11 protein-coding genes are annotated in these 14450 nt (G+C 73.0%); 6 read left to right on the top strand and 5 right to left on the bottom strand.

Going from position 1 to position 14450, the window contains the following annotated elements; genetic code table 11:
* Positions 1 to 123: 123 nt before the first annotated feature.
* Both IE207_RS12060 and IE207_RS12055 read left to right on the top strand, forming a co-directional pair.
* Positions 124 to 2187 carry a serine/threonine-protein kinase gene (locus IE207_RS12060; protein WP_190184080.1) on the top strand — a complete coding sequence of 688 codons (2064 nt, stop codon included), beginning with the start codon at positions 124 to 126 and terminating at the stop codon, positions 2185 to 2187.
* Positions 2184 to 3776 carry a phytoene desaturase family protein gene (locus IE207_RS12055; RefSeq protein ID WP_190184079.1) on the top strand — a complete coding sequence of 531 codons (1593 nt, stop codon included), beginning with the start codon at positions 2184 to 2186 and terminating at the stop codon, positions 3774 to 3776. The genes IE207_RS12060 and IE207_RS12055 overlap by 4 nt, the downstream gene beginning before the upstream one ends.
* Positions 3777 to 3780: 4 nt before the next feature.
* Here the strand turns inward: IE207_RS12055 and IE207_RS12050 are convergent, their stop codons facing one another.
* Positions 3781 to 4233, bottom strand: coding sequence for a nitroreductase family deazaflavin-dependent oxidoreductase (locus IE207_RS12050; RefSeq protein ID WP_190184078.1), 453 nt, complete (start codon positions 4231 to 4233; stop codon positions 3781 to 3783).
* Positions 4234 to 4323: 90 nt separating this feature from the next.
* Positions 4324 to 6195, bottom strand: coding sequence for a serine hydrolase domain-containing protein (locus tag IE207_RS12045; RefSeq protein WP_190184240.1), 1872 nt, complete (start codon positions 6193 to 6195; stop codon positions 4324 to 4326).
* A 304-nt stretch (positions 6196 to 6499) separates the two neighbouring features.
* Between IE207_RS12045 and IE207_RS12040 the strand changes: the two genes are divergently transcribed.
* From IE207_RS12040 to IE207_RS12030, 3 genes are read left to right on the top strand one after another with little or no spacing between them, the layout of a single operon-like run.
* On the top strand, positions 6500 to 7621 hold the full coding sequence (locus tag IE207_RS12040; protein ID WP_190184077.1) for a nitronate monooxygenase: 1122 nt from the start codon (positions 6500 to 6502) through the stop codon (positions 7619 to 7621).
* A gap of 5 nt (positions 7622 to 7626) precedes the next feature.
* Entirely contained in the window at positions 7627 to 9174 is a 1548-nt protein-coding gene (locus IE207_RS12035) for an acyl-CoA synthetase (protein WP_190184076.1), read from the top strand.
* Positions 9175 to 9208: 34 nt separating this feature from the next.
* Positions 9209 to 10339 carry a calcium:cation antiporter gene (locus tag IE207_RS12030; protein WP_190184075.1) on the top strand — a complete coding sequence of 377 codons (1131 nt, stop codon included), beginning with the start codon at positions 9209 to 9211 and terminating at the stop codon, positions 10337 to 10339.
* 70 nt (positions 10340 to 10409) lie between these two features.
* Here IE207_RS12030 and IE207_RS12025 read toward each other — a convergent pair whose 3' ends face one another.
* The 3 genes from IE207_RS12025 to paaK all read right to left on the bottom strand — a co-directional run bounded on the left by IE207_RS12025 (position 10410) and on the right by paaK (position 13626).
* Positions 10410 to 11273, bottom strand: a complete 864-nt coding sequence (locus tag IE207_RS12025) for an oxidoreductase (protein ID WP_190184074.1) — start codon at positions 11271 to 11273, stop codon at positions 10410 to 10412.
* 67 nt (positions 11274 to 11340) lie between these two features.
* On the bottom strand, positions 11341 to 12195 hold the full coding sequence (locus IE207_RS12020) for a YhjD/YihY/BrkB family envelope integrity protein (protein ID WP_373304698.1): 855 nt from the start codon (positions 12193 to 12195) through the stop codon (positions 11341 to 11343).
* 114 nt (positions 12196 to 12309) lie between these two features.
* On the bottom strand, positions 12310 to 13626 hold the full coding sequence (gene paaK, locus IE207_RS12015) for a phenylacetate--CoA ligase PaaK (RefSeq protein ID WP_190184073.1): 1317 nt from the start codon (positions 13624 to 13626) through the stop codon (positions 12310 to 12312).
* A gap of 163 nt (positions 13627 to 13789) precedes the next feature.
* Here paaK and IE207_RS12010 point away from each other — a divergent pair, with 163 nt between their 5' ends.
* Positions 13790 to 14437, top strand: coding sequence for a DUF2278 family protein (locus tag IE207_RS12010; RefSeq protein ID WP_190184072.1), 648 nt, complete (start codon positions 13790 to 13792; stop codon positions 14435 to 14437).
* Positions 14438 to 14450: the final 13 nt, after the last annotated feature.

The raw sequence follows: 14450 nt of genomic DNA, 5'->3' as shown, positions 1-14450 counted from the left end.
TTGAAAGCGATGCGTCGCACGGGTCCCGGGAGTCGCCCCTCGGCGTACACACTGCGTACATCAGCGGCCATACTGGACCGTCCGGGGAGGGCGTGGCACAACACACGGGGGCGGCTTCAAGACATGGCGGAGTCCAGACTGATCCAGGGCCGGTACCGGTCGCTCGATCTGATCGGGCGCGGCGGCATGGGCGAGGTATGGCGGGCCCGGGACGAGTCGCTGGGCCGCCAGGTCGCCGTGAAGTGCCTCAAGCCCCTCGGGCCCGAGCAGGACACCCACTTCACCCAGGTGCTGCGCGAACGTTTCCGCCGTGAGGCGCGCGTGGCCGCCTCGCTCCAGCACCGCGGCGTCACCGTGGTGCACGACTTCGGCGACGACAGCGCGGCCGGCGGCCCCCTCTACCTCGTCATGGAACTCCTGGACGGCCGCAACCTCAGCCAGCTCCTCGCCGACAACGAGTCGCGCCCGCTCCCCGTGGACGTCGTCGTCGACATCGCCGAGCAGATGGCCGCGGCGCTCGGCTACACCCACGACCAGGGCGTCGTCCACCGCGACCTCAAGCCCGCCAACATCATGCGGCTCACCGACGGCACCGTGAAGATCTGCGACTTCGGCATCGCCCGCCTCGCCCACGACATCGGCTTCACCGCCAAGCTCACCGGCGGCGGCATGGCCATGGGCACCCCGCACTACATGTCGCCGGAGCAGATCGCGGGCGGCGAGGTCGACCACCGCAGCGACCTCTACTCCCTCGGCTGCGTCCTGTACGAGATCGCCACCGGCGCCCCGCCCTTCGACCTCGGCGACTCCTGGTCCGTCCTGGTCGGTCACCGCGACACCGCGCCGGTACCGCCCCGCGAGCACCGCCCCGAGCTGCCCGAGTACTTCGACCTGCTGGTCCTCGAACTGCTCGCCAAGCAGCCCGAGGACCGACCGGGTGACGCCCGGCACCTGCACCGCAGGCTCGTGGAGTACCGGCTCGGTCCGGGCGGGGCGCCCGGGGCGCAGCCCCCGCTGCCCGAGTGGGCCCGGGGGATGACCGCCGGGCGCAAGGCCGGGACCGACGCCCGCCCCGCCAGCGGGGAATGGGCCGTGCTCACCGGTTCCTGGACCACCGCCCGGCCCGGCGTGACCCGGCCGATCGAGCGGCCCGACGCCGCCGCCGATCCCCGGCTCACCCTCGCCGTCGGGCTGGGCCGCGCCGTGACCCCGGGCGGGCCGGAGCACCCCGAGGCGCTCGACGCCGCCCACTCCCGGGCGTACGCCCTCAGCCGCGCCGGTCGGCCCGAGGAGGCGCTGGCCGTGTACGCAGCCGTGGCCCGGGGGAGGGCCGGGGTGCTGGGGCCCGACCATGTCGACACCCTCGCGGCCCGTCAGGAGGAGGCGTACGAACTGGGCCGTCTCGGACGCCACCGCGAGGCCTGCGAGATCTACCGTTCCGTGCTCGCCGCCCGTACCCGCACCGCGGGCCCGCGCCACCCCGACACCCTGCTCTGCCGCCACAACCTCGCCTGCGCGCTGGGCGCCCTCGGCCGGTACGAGGACGCCCACCGCACCGCCGTCGAGGTCGCGGCGGACCGCGCGGCCGTGCTCGGCGCCGAACACCCCGACACGCTGCTGACCCGGTACGAGGTCGCGTACGCGCTCGGCCGCCTCGGCCGCTGGGACGAGGCGCTGGCCGGCTTCCGGCAGGTGGCCGCCGTCCGCGAACGGATCCTGGGCCGCGACCACCCCGACGCCCTCGCCGCCCGCTACGAGACCGGAGTCGCGCTGGGCCGCACCGGCCGCGCTGCCGAGGCCCTCGACCTGTTCCGCGCCCTGGTGCGCGACCGCACCCGCGCCTACGGCGCCGCCCACCCGGAGACCCTGCGCGCCCGGCACGTCCTCGGCGTGAACCTGGGCCGGCTGGACCGCTGGGAGGAGGCGGTGGCCGAGGCCGGCCAGGTCGCGAAGGCGCGGGCGGAGGTGCTCGGCGCGGAGCATCCGGACACGTTGGTCAGCCGCCGTGAACTCGCCGTAGGGCTGGGACGGCTGGGCCGCTGGCACGAGGCGCTGCCCCTGTACCGGGAACTCTCCGGCATCCGCGAACGGTCCCTCGGCGAAGGGCACCCCGACACGGTGCTCGCCCACGCCGATGAGGCATACTGTCTGGAGCGGCTCGCCCAGGTGTGCTACCAAGAGCCATGACGACGACCTCGGAGCCCTTCCGGCAGGCGGCCTACGACGTGGTGATCGTGGGCGGCGGGCACAACGGCCTGGTGGCCGCCGCGTACCTGGCCCGGGCGGGCAAGTCCGTACTGGTCCTCGAACGGCTCGGCCACACCGGCGGCGCGGCGGTCTCCACCCGGCCCTTCGCGGGCGTGGACGCCAGGCTCTCCCGCTACTCCTACCTGGTCTCCCTCCTCCCCGCGAAGATCGTGCGCGATCTGGGCCTGGACTTCGAGGTACTCCGGCGCACCGTCTCCTCGTACACGCCCGTCGAGCGCGGCGGACGCGCGGGCGGACTGCTCGTCGGCGGCTCCGATGCCCGCACGCGGGAGTCCTTCGCGCGGCTGACCGGCTCCGACCGCGAGTACGAGAACTGGCGCGCCTTCTACGCCACGACGGGCCGGCTCGCCCGGAAGGTGTTCCCGACCCTCACCGAGCCGCTGCCCACCCGCGGGGAGCTACGCGCCCGGATCGACGACGAGGTCGCCTGGCGGATGCTGTTCGAGGAGCCGCTGGGGAAGGCCGTGGAGCGGCACTTCGCCGACGACGTGGTGCGCGGCGTGGTGCTGACGGACGGCCTGATCGGCACCTTCGCCGACGCCCACGACGTCTCCCTCGCGCAGAACCGCTGCTTCCTCTACCACGTCATCGGCGGCGGAACGGGCGACTGGAACGTCCCCGTCGGCGGTATGGGCGCCCTCACCGATGCCCTCGCAGGGGCGGCGCGGGCGGCGGGGGCCGAGATCCTCACGGGTCACGAGGCGCTGCGGATCGACGCGGACGCAACGGCCGCGCCCGCCGAGGTGAGGTTCCGGACGGCGACCGGGGAGGGCGCCGTCGCGGGCCGCACGGTGCTCGTGAACGCCTCGCCGCGGGCCCTGGCGGAACTGCTCGGCGGGGCCCCGGCCGCCCCGGCGGAGGGCGCCCAGCTCAAGGTCAACATGCTGCTGCGGCGGCTGCCCCGGCTGAGGGACACCTCCGTGGACCCGCGCGAGGCGTTCGGCGGCACCTTCCACATCGCCGAGGGGTACGAGCAGCTCGCGCGGGCCTACGCCGAGGCGGCGACCGGTGAACTGCCCTCCGTACCGCCCTCCGAGATCTACTGCCACTCGCTGACGGACCCCTCGATCCTGGGGCCCGAGCTCGTCGCACGCGGCTACCAGACGCTGACCCTGTTCGGCCTGCACACTCCGGCCCGGCTGTTCGAGAAGGACAACCAGGGTGCGCGCGGGGTGCTGCTGGCGGGCACGCTGGCCCAGCTCGACGCGCACCTGGCCGAGCCGCTCACCGAATGCCTGGCACTCGACGCGGACGGGCGGCCCTGCATCGAGGCCAAGACCCCGCTCGACCTGGACCGCGAACTGCGCCTGCCGGGAGGGCACATCTTCCACCGCGACCTGTCGTGGCCCTACGCGGAGGAAGGCGCGGGCGGAGCGGGGGCCGCGGGCCGTTGGGGCGTTCAGACGGCCTACCCGAACGTGTTGCTGTGCGGGGCGGGCGCGGTGCGCGGCGGCGGTGTGAGCGGGGTTCCCGGCCACAACGCCGCCATGGCGGTCCTGGGCCGCTGAGCCGTTACGCGACCTGCCGCGTCGGCTCGATGACCACGATCGGGATCTCACGGTCCGTCTTGGTCTGGTACTCGTCGTACGCGGGCCAGTGCCCGACCATCACGGGCCAGTACGCGGCGCGTTCCTCGGGGGTCGCGGTGCGGGCGGTGCCCTGGACGACCTTCGGGCCGACCTGGACGCGGACCTCGGGGTGGGCTTTCAGGTTCTTGTACCAGAGCGGGTCCTCGGGGTGGCCGCCCTTGGACGCCACGATGAGATACCGGCCGTCGGCCTCCCCGTAGATCAGGGGGGTGCGTACGGGCTTGCCGGAGACCCGGCCGAGGGTGGTGAGGAGCAGGGTCTGCGTCCCGTTCCAGAACTGGCCCTCGGCCCCGTTCGAGCTCACGTACTGCTTGACGTGGTCCAGCGTCCAGCCGGGCTTGGGGTCGATCGGGTGGTCCCAGTCGATGTCGGTCATGTTCCTGGCCTGCCTTCGTGTTGAACGGTCAACGAATCTCGGCAATGAGTCGCAACGCGGGTGGGGACGCGTTCATTCCGCACCCGCGCGTCAGTCGGCCGAACGGGTCCATCCCGTGGCCTCCAGGCGGTCCGCGTCGGCCGGGCGGTCCTCGGCGAAGAGCAGCCGGCCCGGTTCGGCGACGCGGATGACGTCCACGTAGACGCCGCGTCCCACGTAACGGCCGGTCGCGCTGTGCCGCAAGCGCAGGCGCACCTCGCGGTCCGCCCAGGGGGCGAGGGGGGCTTCGAGGCGGTGCCAGATGCGGCCCGACCAGCCGTCGGCGCGGCCCTGGGGCCACGCTTCGGACGTACCGCCGGTGGAGCGCACGGTGGTGAAGGGCAGGGGCTCCCAGCTCTGCCCGTCGGCGGAGGCCTCCAGGTGGAAGGCCCCTTCGCCGGGCACGGTGTCCCACCACAGGGCGCAGCGCAGCCGCGCGGCCGCGGTGGCGGGGGTGAGCGGGGGGAGGGCGAGGGTGCCAGAGCCGCCCGGGGTGATGCCGGAGAACCAGGCGGGGCCGCCGTGCCGGGTGCGGACGGGGACGGCGCGGGCGAAGCGGTTGCCGGTGGCGACGCGGGGCGCGCTGCCGGCCCGCCAGGTCCGTACCGGGTGGACGGAGTTGCCGAGCAGGATGAGGAAGGAGTCGGTGGAGGGGTCCAGGACCATGGAGGTGCCGGTGAAACCGGTGTGGCCCGCGGAGTGCGGGGTGGCCATGGCTCCCATGTACCAGTGCTGGTAGAGCTCGAAGCCCAGGCCGTGGTCGTCGCCGGGGAACGCGGTGTTGAAGTCGGTGAAGAGCAGCTCGACGGAGGCGGGACGCAGGATGCGCTTCCCGGCGTAGACCCCGCCGTCGAGCAGGGCGCGGGCGAGGACGGCCAGGTCCCAGGCGGTGCCGAAGACGCCCGCGTGGCCGGCGACGCCGCCGAGGGCGTACGCGTTCTCGTCGTGGACCTCGCCCCACACCAGACCGCGGTCCAGGCCGGACCAGGGCGGACGCTGCACCTCGGTCGCGGCGATGCCCCGGCGCCAGGAGAGCGGCGGCCGGTACCGGGTGCGGTGCATCCCGAGCGGAGCGGTGATCTCCTCGCGGAGCAGGGTGTCCAGGGTGCGGCCGGTGATCCGTTCCAGGAGCAGCTGGAGCGTGATGAGGTTCAGGTCGGAGTACCGGTACACCGTCCCCGGGGTGTCCTGTGGGCGCACCGACCACAGCAGCCTCATCTGCCCCTCGTGGGTGGACTCCCGGTAGAAGGGGGCCCACGAGCGCATCCCCGAGGTGTGCGTGAGCAGCTGACGAACCGTGATCAGCTCCTTGCCGCCTCCGGTGAACTCCGGCAGGTACCGCTCCACCGGAGCCTCCAGCTCCAGCCGCCCCCGCTCCATCTGCTGCACGGCCAGCAACGAGGTGAACAGCTTCGTGAGCGAGGCCAGGTCGAAGACGGTGTCCTGCGCCATCGCGATCCGTTCGGCCTCGGGGAACTCCCGGACCCGGTCGGTGCGGCCGTCGTAGTCGGCGTACCGGAGCGCGTGGCCCATGGCCCGGTGCAGCGCGACGGTGCGGCCGCGGCCGGCGAGGACGACGGCTCCGGCGTAGTACGGGTGTTCGGGGGAGGGGCCGAGGAAGCGCCGCGCCTCCTCCGCCACCCCTTCGAGGTGTTCTTCCAGCAACCCGGCCTGACGGGCGGAGCCGTAGCGCAGCCTCAGGCCCTGGAGGGCGCGCCGCTCGGCCGGATTGCCCCGGGCGCCGGCGGACCCGGGCAGGGCCGCCTGAAGGACGAGCACCCCGCCGAGCGCGAGCAACCGCGCCCCGAGCCGCCGCCGGCTGACCCCGTCGCCGCCGACACCCGTCCCGCCAGCCACCCCGTCGCCCTGCTCAGGCTGCGCGCCATCGGCCCGGGCGCCCGAGCCGGCCGGTCCGGCTGTCATCCCGGCGGTCGGTCCGGCTGCCGCCGCACCAGCCGCCCCGGGTGCCGCCCCACCGCCCGCGTCGGGCGGTCCGGGCATCGCCGCGGCTGTGGGGCCCGCGGTGGGTGTGGCCACCGGTACGGGCCGAGGCCCCTCGGGCGCCCCCGTGAACTCGTCCATCACCGGTCCTCCTGTCCGCCGTCGCGCCTCTCGCAGTATCTGCCCGCGCGGCAGGCGCGCCCCGCACCGACCGGTCCGCAAAGAATCTGACGCTGCATCAGAAAACCTCTTCCCTCGACCGTCGCGCTGCGGCATCCTCACGCCCATGGAGACGGAGCTGAGCAAGAAACTGGGAGTCGAGCACGCCATCTTCGGCTTCACGCCCTTCCCGGCGGTCGCCGCTGCCATCACCCGCGCGGGCGGATTCGGCGTACTCGGCGCCGTCCGCTACACCGCCCCCGACGACCTCAAACGCGACCTCGACTGGCTGCAGGCACACACCGACGGCAAGCCCTACGGCCTCGACGTCGTCATGCCCGCCAAGAAGGCGGTCGACGGCATCTCCGAAGCCGACATCGAGGCGATGATCCCCGCCGGACACCGCGCCTTCGTCCGCGACACCCTCGCCAAGCACCACGTGCCCGAGCTCGCGGAGGGCGAGGCATCCGGCTGGCGGATCACCGGCTGGATGGAACAGGTCGCGCGGAGCCAGCTCGACGTCGCCTTCGACTACCCCATCAAACTCCTGGCGAACGCGCTCGGTTCCCCGCCCGCCGACGTCATCCGCCGCGCCCACGACCACGGAGTCCTCGTCGCCGCCCTCGCGGGCAGCGCCAAACACGCCCGCCGTCACGCCGAAGCCGGCATCGACGTCGTCGTCGCCCAGGGCTACGAAGCCGGCGGCCACACCGGCGACATCGCCACGATGGTGCTGGTCCCCGAGATCGCCGAGGCCGTCGCCCCGCTGCCGGTCCTCGCCGCGGGCGGCATCGGCAGCGGCGAGCAGATCGCCGCCGGCCTCGCCCTCGGCGCCCAGGGCGTCTGGCTCGGCTCCCTCTGGCTCACCACCACCGAAGCCGACCTGCACTCCCGCGCGCTCACCGCCAAGCTCCTCGCCGCCGGCTCGGGCGACACCGTCCGCTCCCGCGCCCTCACCGGCAAGCCCGCCCGCCAGCTGCGCACCGAGTGGACCGACGCGTGGGACGACCCGGACGGCCCCGGCGCGCTCCCCATGCCGCTCCAGGGCCTGCTGGTCGCCGAAGCGGTGTCGCGGATCCAGAAGTACGAGGTCCAGCCGCTCCTCGGGACCCCCGTCGGCCAGATCGTCGGCCGGATGAACAGCGAACGCGGCGTCCAGGCCGTGTTCGACGAACTGACGAGCGGCTTCGAGAAGGCCATCGACCGAATCAACCGCATAGCCGGCCGCCGGACCACCCGAGAGGCGTGAGCAGCATGACCGACACCAACGGCTTCTGGGCCCAGGCCGCCGCCGAGCCCGACCGCACCGTACTGACCGCCCCCGACGGCGAACAGTGGAGCGCGGGCCGGCTGCACGCCGAGGCCAACCGGCTCGTCCACGGACTGCGCGCGGCCGGAATGCGGACGGGTGACTCCTTCGCCGTCGTACTGCCCAACGGTGTCGAGTTCCTCACCGCCTACCTGGCAGCCTCCCAGGCCGGTTTCTACCTCGTCCCGGTCAACCACCACCTCGTCGGTCCCGAGATCGCCTGGATCGTCGCCGACAGCGGCGCCAAGGTGCTCATCGCGCACGAGCGCTTCTCCGAGGCGGCCACGGCGGCGGCCGGTGAAGCCGGCCTGCCCGTGAGCCACCGCTACGCCGTGGGAACGGTGGCCGGTTTCCGCCCCTACGAAGACCTGCTCGCCCCGCACCCCGCCACGCCGCCCGCCGACCGCACCCTCGGCTGGGTCATGAACTACACCTCGGGCACCACCGGCCGGCCGCGCGGCATCCGCCGCCCGCTGCCCGGCAAGCTCCCCGAGGAGACGTACCTCGGCGGATTCCTCGGCATCTTCGGCATCCGGCCCTTCGACGGCAACGTGCACCTCGTCTGCTCGCCGCTCTACCACACCGCAGTCCTCCAGTTCGCGGGCGCGTCGCTGCACATCGGGCACCCGCTGGTCCTCATGGACAAGTGGACCCCGGCCGAGATGCTGCGCCTGATCGACCAGTACGCCTGCACCCACACCCACATGGTGCCGACGCAGTTCCACCGCCTCCTCGCGCTCCCGCAGGAGACGAAGGACGCCTACGACGTCAGCTCCATGCGGCACGCCATCCACGGCGCAGCGCCCTGCCCCGGCCACGTCAAGCGGGCGATGATCGACTGGTGGGGAGGCTGCGTGGAGGAGTACTACGCCGCAAGCGAGGGCGGGGGCGCCTTCGCCACCGCCGAGGACTGGCTCAAGAAGCCGGGAACCGTAGGAAAGGCCTGGCCGATCAGCGAACTGGCCATCTTCGACGACGACGGCAACCGGCTGGCGCCCGGTGAACTCGGCACCGTCTACATCAAGATGAACACCGGCGGTTTCAGTTACCACAAGGACGAGGGCAAGACCCGCAAGAACCGCATCGGCGACTTCTTCACGGTCGGCGACCTGGGGCTGATGGACGAGGAGGGCTACCTCTTCCTACGGGACCGCAAGATCGACATGATCATCTCCGGCGGGGTCAACATCTACCCGGCCGAGATCGAATCCGCCCTCCTCACCCACCCGGCGGTCGCGGACGCCGCCGCCTTCGGCATCCCGCACAACGACTGGGGCGAGGAGGTCAAGGCCGTCATCGAACCCGCCGAGGGCTTCGAGGCGGGCGACGCGCTGGCCGCCGAGATCCTGCACCACTGCGAGCGGCGGCTGGCCGCCTACAAGCGCCCCAAGACGGTCGACTTCATCGAGACGATGCCCCGCGACCCCAACGGCAAGCTGTACAAGCGACGGCTGCGGGACCCGTACTGGGAAGGGCGCGAGCGCGCCATGTGACGCCCCCGGGGAGGGTTCTGGCAAGTTGGCCGACATGAGTACGGCAACGCACAGAACGCCCCTGACCGACTGGACCGTCGTGGTCCCCGTGGTGGCCCTCGGCGCGCTCGTCCTGAGCTGGGGACGGGACCTGCCCGGCTTCGCGGTCGCGCTGGTCTCCCTCTGCCTGGCGGGCGCGGTCCTGGCGGCCGTCCACCACGCGGAGGTGGTGGCCCACCGGGTCGGCGAACCCTTCGGCTCCCTCGTGCTCGCCGTCGCCGTCACCATCATCGAGGTGGCCCTGATCGTCACCCTGATGGCCGGCGGCGGGGACAAGACCTCCTCGCTGGCCCGGGACACCGTCTTCGCCGCCGTCATGATCACCTGCAACGGCATCGTCGGCGTGTCACTGCTGGTGGGCGCCCTGCGCAACCGGGTCGCCGTCTTCCACGCCGAGGGCTCGGGTGCGGCGCTCGCCACCGTCGCGACCCTCGCCGTCCTCAGCCTCGTGCTGCCCACCTTCACCACCACGAAGCCCGGCCCCGAGTTCTCCAGCGCCCAGCTGACCTTCGCCGCCTGCGCCTCCCTCGCGCTCTACGGCCTGTTCATCGCCGTCCAGACGGTCCGTCACCGGGACTACTTCCTGCCCGTGGACACCGGGGGGAGCGCGGCGGGGCCCGCGGCGGGAGGGGGGACGGACGGCGACGGCGACCACGCCGTGCCGCCCACCTTCCGTGCCGCCCTGATCAGCCTCGGTCTGCTGCTGATCGCGCTCGTGGCGGTGGTCGGCAACGCCAAGGCCGTCTCACCGACCATCGAGCGGGGCGTGGCGGACGCCGGGCTGCCGCACGCCGTCGTCGGTGTGATCATCGCCCTGCTGGTACTGGCCCCCGAGACCCTGGCCGCCGTACGCGCCGCCCGCCGTGACCGGGTGCAGACCAGCCTGAACCTGGCCTACGGCTCCGCCATCGCCAGCATCGGCCTGACCATCCCGTCCATCGCGCTGGCCACGATCTGGCTCTCCGGACCGCTGCTGCTCGGCCTCGGCCCGGTCCACATGGTGCTGCTGGCGCTGACGGTGGTGGTCAGCGCCCTGACGATCGTGCCCGGGCGGGCGACGCTGCTCCAGGGCGGGGTGCACATCGTGCTGCTCGCCGCGTACCTGTTCCTGGCCGTGAGCCCGTGAACCGCCGTGCGGGACGTACGCCCGGACCGGTGGCACCGGCCCGGGCGCACGTCCCGGGTGGGTGGCGGCGTCAGGCGTCGAAGTCCGTGCCGCGGCTGACGGACTCCCAGACGTCGGCCTCGGCGCGCACGGCGTCCGCGTGGGCCCGGATGAACTCGACGGCGTCATTGCCCAGCACCAGGCGCAGCGGGGTCTGCGGGGCGTCCAGGGCGGCGAGGATCGCGGCGACCGCCTTGACGGGGTCCCCGGGCTGGTGGCCGTCGCTCGCCGGGAGCCCGACCCGCACGGGGCCGACGATGTCCTCGTAGGCGGGGAGCGGGGTGGTGGACCGCAGCGCACCGCCGCCCGCGAAGCTCGTCCGGAACGACCCGGGTTCCACGATCAACACCTTGATCCCGAAGGGGGCCACCTCGGCGGCGAGCGCCTCGGTCAGGCCCTCCAGGGCGAACTTCGTCGCGCAGTAGGCCCCGACGCCCGGGAAGGCCAGCCGCCCGCCCATGCTGCTCATCTGCACGACGGCCCCGGACTTGCGTGAGCGCATGTGGGGGAGCGCGGCGCGCAGGAGCGCCGCCGGGCCGAAGAAGTGCAGGTCCATCAGCTCGCGGAGTTCGGTGTCGCTCGCCTCCTCCACGGCGCCGACCAGGCCCCGCCCGGCGTTGTTGACCAGCACGTCGATGCGGCCGAAGCGGTCCACGACCCCGCCGACGGCCTCCTCGGCGCGGGCGGTGTCCGTCACGTCCAGGGCCAGCGGGACGAGCCGGCCGGGGTGCTCGGCCGCCAGGGCGTTGAGGGTGCCGGTGCGGCGGGCGGCCGCGACGACCGTGTCGCCGGCGGCCAGCGCGGCCTCGGCCAGGATCAGGCCGAACCCGGAGGACGCCCCGGTGATCAGCCAGACGCGGCCCTCGGGTGCGCCCGTCGGAAACTGCGTACTCATCAATCCCCCTGCGAGTGACTGGTGTTACTGGATCACGCCGATCCTCGCACCGGTGTGGCCCGCGGCGTCAGTCGGTTCTCGGACCATGCGAATCCGGTCCCTCCTCGGTGGCCATGCCGGACCTGCGCAGCCTGCGCAGGGTGAGCCGTTCGTGGGCCAGGCGGCCGACGAGGGAGCCGCCGTAGACGACGAAGCCGACACCGACCAGCCAGGACTGGACCACCAGGAGGGTGCCGAACGGCCCGTACGTGACGGCGCTGGACGCGATCAGCGGGGAGAAGACCAGCTGGGAGAAGACGCGCAGGCCCAGCAGGCCGATGCTGGTGGCGACCGCGCCCGGGAACAGGGCGCGCCAGCGGACCCGGCCGCCCAGCAGGAGGCGTTGGGAGGTCCAGAAGAAGAGGACCGTGCCGATGAGGTCGCTGACGGTGCCGACGGCGGTGCCGACCACGCTCTTCGAGGGGGCGGGGATCTCGACGAGGACGGCGAGGTAGCAGACGAGCAGGGCGAGCCAGATGACGTGGCGCCACATGGTGTGCCAGCGGGCGGTGGGAAGGTCCCACACCTTCTCGTAGCCGGTCTGGACCGCCGAGCCGAACGTCAGGCCGAACACGGCGAGCGCGGCCAGACCGAAGGCGGTGGTCCGCTCCAGCGCCAGGTCGGCGGCGCTGAACAGCATCTCGACCCGGGCCCGCGAGGACTCCGTCACCCCGAGGGCCTGCCCCAGCCAGCGGCCGAAGCCGGAACCGGAGCCGGGTGCGGCGGCCGCGACGACCACGAGCAGCGGTACGAGGGTCAAGAAGCCCAGGGCCGCGAAGCCCATCGCGCGGTGCATCAGCTCCATCTGGCGCCCCCGGCTCCAGGCCAGCCCGACGAGGGAGGCCCGGAGCCGGTCGTGCGGCGGCCGGGGCTTCGAGGTCACACCCTTCACCTACCCGGCCGCACCCCGATTGCCTCGTAGGCGCCGGTGAAAACGGCCCGAAGGGGTGGATTTCCCACGTCCGCGCGGCTGACCCGCACCGCTCGCCGGCGGCGGTCAGGGGCGTATCGGCGGCTCCCCCCGCAGGTCCCGGATCCGCTTGATCTTGCCGACCGACCGTTCCAGCGTCTCCGGATCGACCACCTCGACCCCGACCGATACCCCGACCCCCTCCTTCACGGCTCTGACCACCGCGGCGGCTGCCGCCTCCCGCTGAGCGGCATCGGCATCGCGACGGGCCTCCACCCGGACGGTCAGCGCGTCCAGCCGGCCCTCCCGGGTCAGCCGGAGCTGGAAGTGCGGGGCCAGGGCCGGGACGCGGAGCAGGATCTCCTCGATCTGGGTGGGGTACAGGTTGACCCCGCGCAGGATGATCATGTCGTCGCTGCGGCCCGTGATCTTCTCCATCCGGCGGAAGGCCGGCCGGGCGGTGCCCGGGAGCAGCCGCGTCAGATCCCGGGTGCGGTAGCGGATGACGGGCATGGCCTCCTTCGTGAGCGAGGTGAAGACGAGCTCCCCCGGCTCGCCGTCCGGCAGTACCGCCCCGGTGAGCGGGTCGACCACCTCCGGATAGAAGTGGTCCTCCCAGATGTGGAGCCCGTCCTTCGTCGAAGCGTGCTCCTGCGCCACCCCGGGGCCCATCACCTCCGACAGGCCGTAGATGTCGACGGCGTCGATGCCGAGCCGGTCCTCGATCTCCCGGCGCATCTCCTCCGTCCACGGCTCCGCGCCGAAGATCCCCGTACGCAGAGAGGTCGAGCGCGGGTCGATCCCCTGGCGCTCCATCTCGTCCAGCAACGTCAGCATGTAGGAGGGGGTCACCATGATGACCCCCGGCCGGAAGTCCTGGATCAGCCGGACCTGCCGGTCCGTCATGCCCCCGGAAGCGGGCACGACCGTACAGCCGAGCCGTTCGGCGCCGTAGTGCGCGCCGAGGCCGCCGGTGAACAGGCCGTACCCGTAGGCGATGTGCACGACCTGCCCCGGCCGGCCGCCCGCCGCGCGGATGGAGCGGGCCACGACGTCCGCCCAGGTGGACAGGTCACCCTCGGTGTACCCCACCACCGTCGGGCGGCCGGTGGTTCCGCTGGAGGCGTGGATGCGCCGGACCTCCGGGCGGGGGACGGCGAACATCCCGAAGGGGTACTGGTCGCGAAGGTCGGCCTTCGTGGTGAAGGGGAAGAGGGAGAGGTCGGCGAGGGAACGGCAGTCGTCGGGGTGCACACCGGCCTTGTCGAAGGCCTGCCGGTAGAAGGGCACGCGTTCGTAGACGCGGTGCAAGGTGGCCCGCAACCGGCTCAGCTGGAGGGCCGCGAGCTCGTCACCGCTCAGCAGCTCGCCCTGATCCCGCTCCTCGCCTGCGAAGTCCGACATGTCCTCACCCCATCGTGAACGAACCGACCGATCATTCGGTAGCCTGCCGGAGACCGTCGGCTGAAGCAATGGCTCGAACGAGTGATCGGTGATCTCGCCGCCGTCAGGTGCGGACGGCCCGCGCCGTCGCCACCACCGGGTCCGTCGGTGGTTCACTGGCCGCATGCCGCTCGCCGACTACGGGGTGCTGTGCGGAACGCTGCACCGCCACTTCCGCGACGAACCCGATACGCAGGGCCGCTGGTTCCACGTCAACCTGGAGGTGGACGCACCCGACGGCCGCTACCGCTGCGCCGTCGACGTCGACAGCAAGCACTCCGCCATCGGCGTGCAGTGGAAGGTCCTCACCCTCGCCGCCTCGGTGCTCGAACCGGCCTCCGCGCTCCTGCCGGGCTACCACGACCTCGCCCGCACCTCGGGATCCGGCGCCATCGACTTCCAGCGCCACCCCGCGCTCGCCGACCGGTCCGGCCGCACGCCCGCCCGGCTGCGCGCGCTCCTCGACCGGCTCAGCCCCCCGCACCCCTGGGTCTCGGGCTCCTGCCTCGAAGCCTCCCGGGCGCTGGAGCCCCTCCTCGTACCCGGCCGCCCCGTCCTCGTCTGGGGGGAGCCGTTCGACCACGGCGGCCCGGGCGTGCACAACGTCCACCAGAACCAGGGCGACCCGTACGACAGCCAGTGGTGGTCCGACAACGGGATCTGGCAGGACGGCGCGACGATGACCAGAAGGGGCGACGGCTGGTACGACGTCTTCCTCTCGAAGTTCTCCACGCAGGCCGACCGGACCGGTCCCGACGGCCACCCCCTGTGACCGGCGCCCACCC

It is taken from the genome of Streptomyces cirratus, from assembly GCF_014650775.1.
Classification (GTDB): domain Bacteria; phylum Actinomycetota; class Actinomycetes; order Streptomycetales; family Streptomycetaceae; genus Streptomyces; species Streptomyces cirratus.
Note: the sequence above shows the minus strand (reverse complement) of the source record. Positions and strands in the feature narration are given on the sequence as shown.

What these genes read in the sequence shown, in the direction of transcription:
- IE207_RS12060 (WP_190184080.1), top strand. Translation starts at nt 124, where the DNA reads ATGGCGGAGTCCAGACTGATCCAGGGCCGGTACCGGTCGCTCGATCTG.
- IE207_RS12055 (WP_190184079.1), top strand. Translation starts at nt 2,184, where the DNA reads ATGACGACGACCTCGGAGCCCTTCCGGCAGGCGGCCTACGACGTGGTG.
- IE207_RS12050 (WP_190184078.1), bottom strand. Translation starts at nt 4,233, where the DNA reads ATGACCGACATCGACTGGGACCACCCGATCGACCCCAAGCCCGGCTGG.
- IE207_RS12045 (WP_190184240.1), bottom strand. Translation starts at nt 6,195, where the DNA reads ATGACAGCCGGACCGGCCGGCTCGGGCGCCCGGGCCGATGGCGCGCAG.
- IE207_RS12040 (WP_190184077.1), top strand. Translation starts at nt 6,500, where the DNA reads ATGGAGACGGAGCTGAGCAAGAAACTGGGAGTCGAGCACGCCATCTTC.
- IE207_RS12035 (WP_190184076.1), top strand. Translation starts at nt 7,627, where the DNA reads ATGACCGACACCAACGGCTTCTGGGCCCAGGCCGCCGCCGAGCCCGAC.
- IE207_RS12030 (WP_190184075.1), top strand. Translation starts at nt 9,209, where the DNA reads ATGAGTACGGCAACGCACAGAACGCCCCTGACCGACTGGACCGTCGTG.
- IE207_RS12025 (WP_190184074.1), bottom strand. Translation starts at nt 11,273, where the DNA reads ATGAGTACGCAGTTTCCGACGGGCGCACCCGAGGGCCGCGTCTGGCTG.
- paaK (WP_190184073.1), bottom strand. Translation starts at nt 13,626, where the DNA reads ATGTCGGACTTCGCAGGCGAGGAGCGGGATCAGGGCGAGCTGCTGAGC.
- IE207_RS12010 (WP_190184072.1), top strand. Translation starts at nt 13,790, where the DNA reads ATGCCGCTCGCCGACTACGGGGTGCTGTGCGGAACGCTGCACCGCCAC.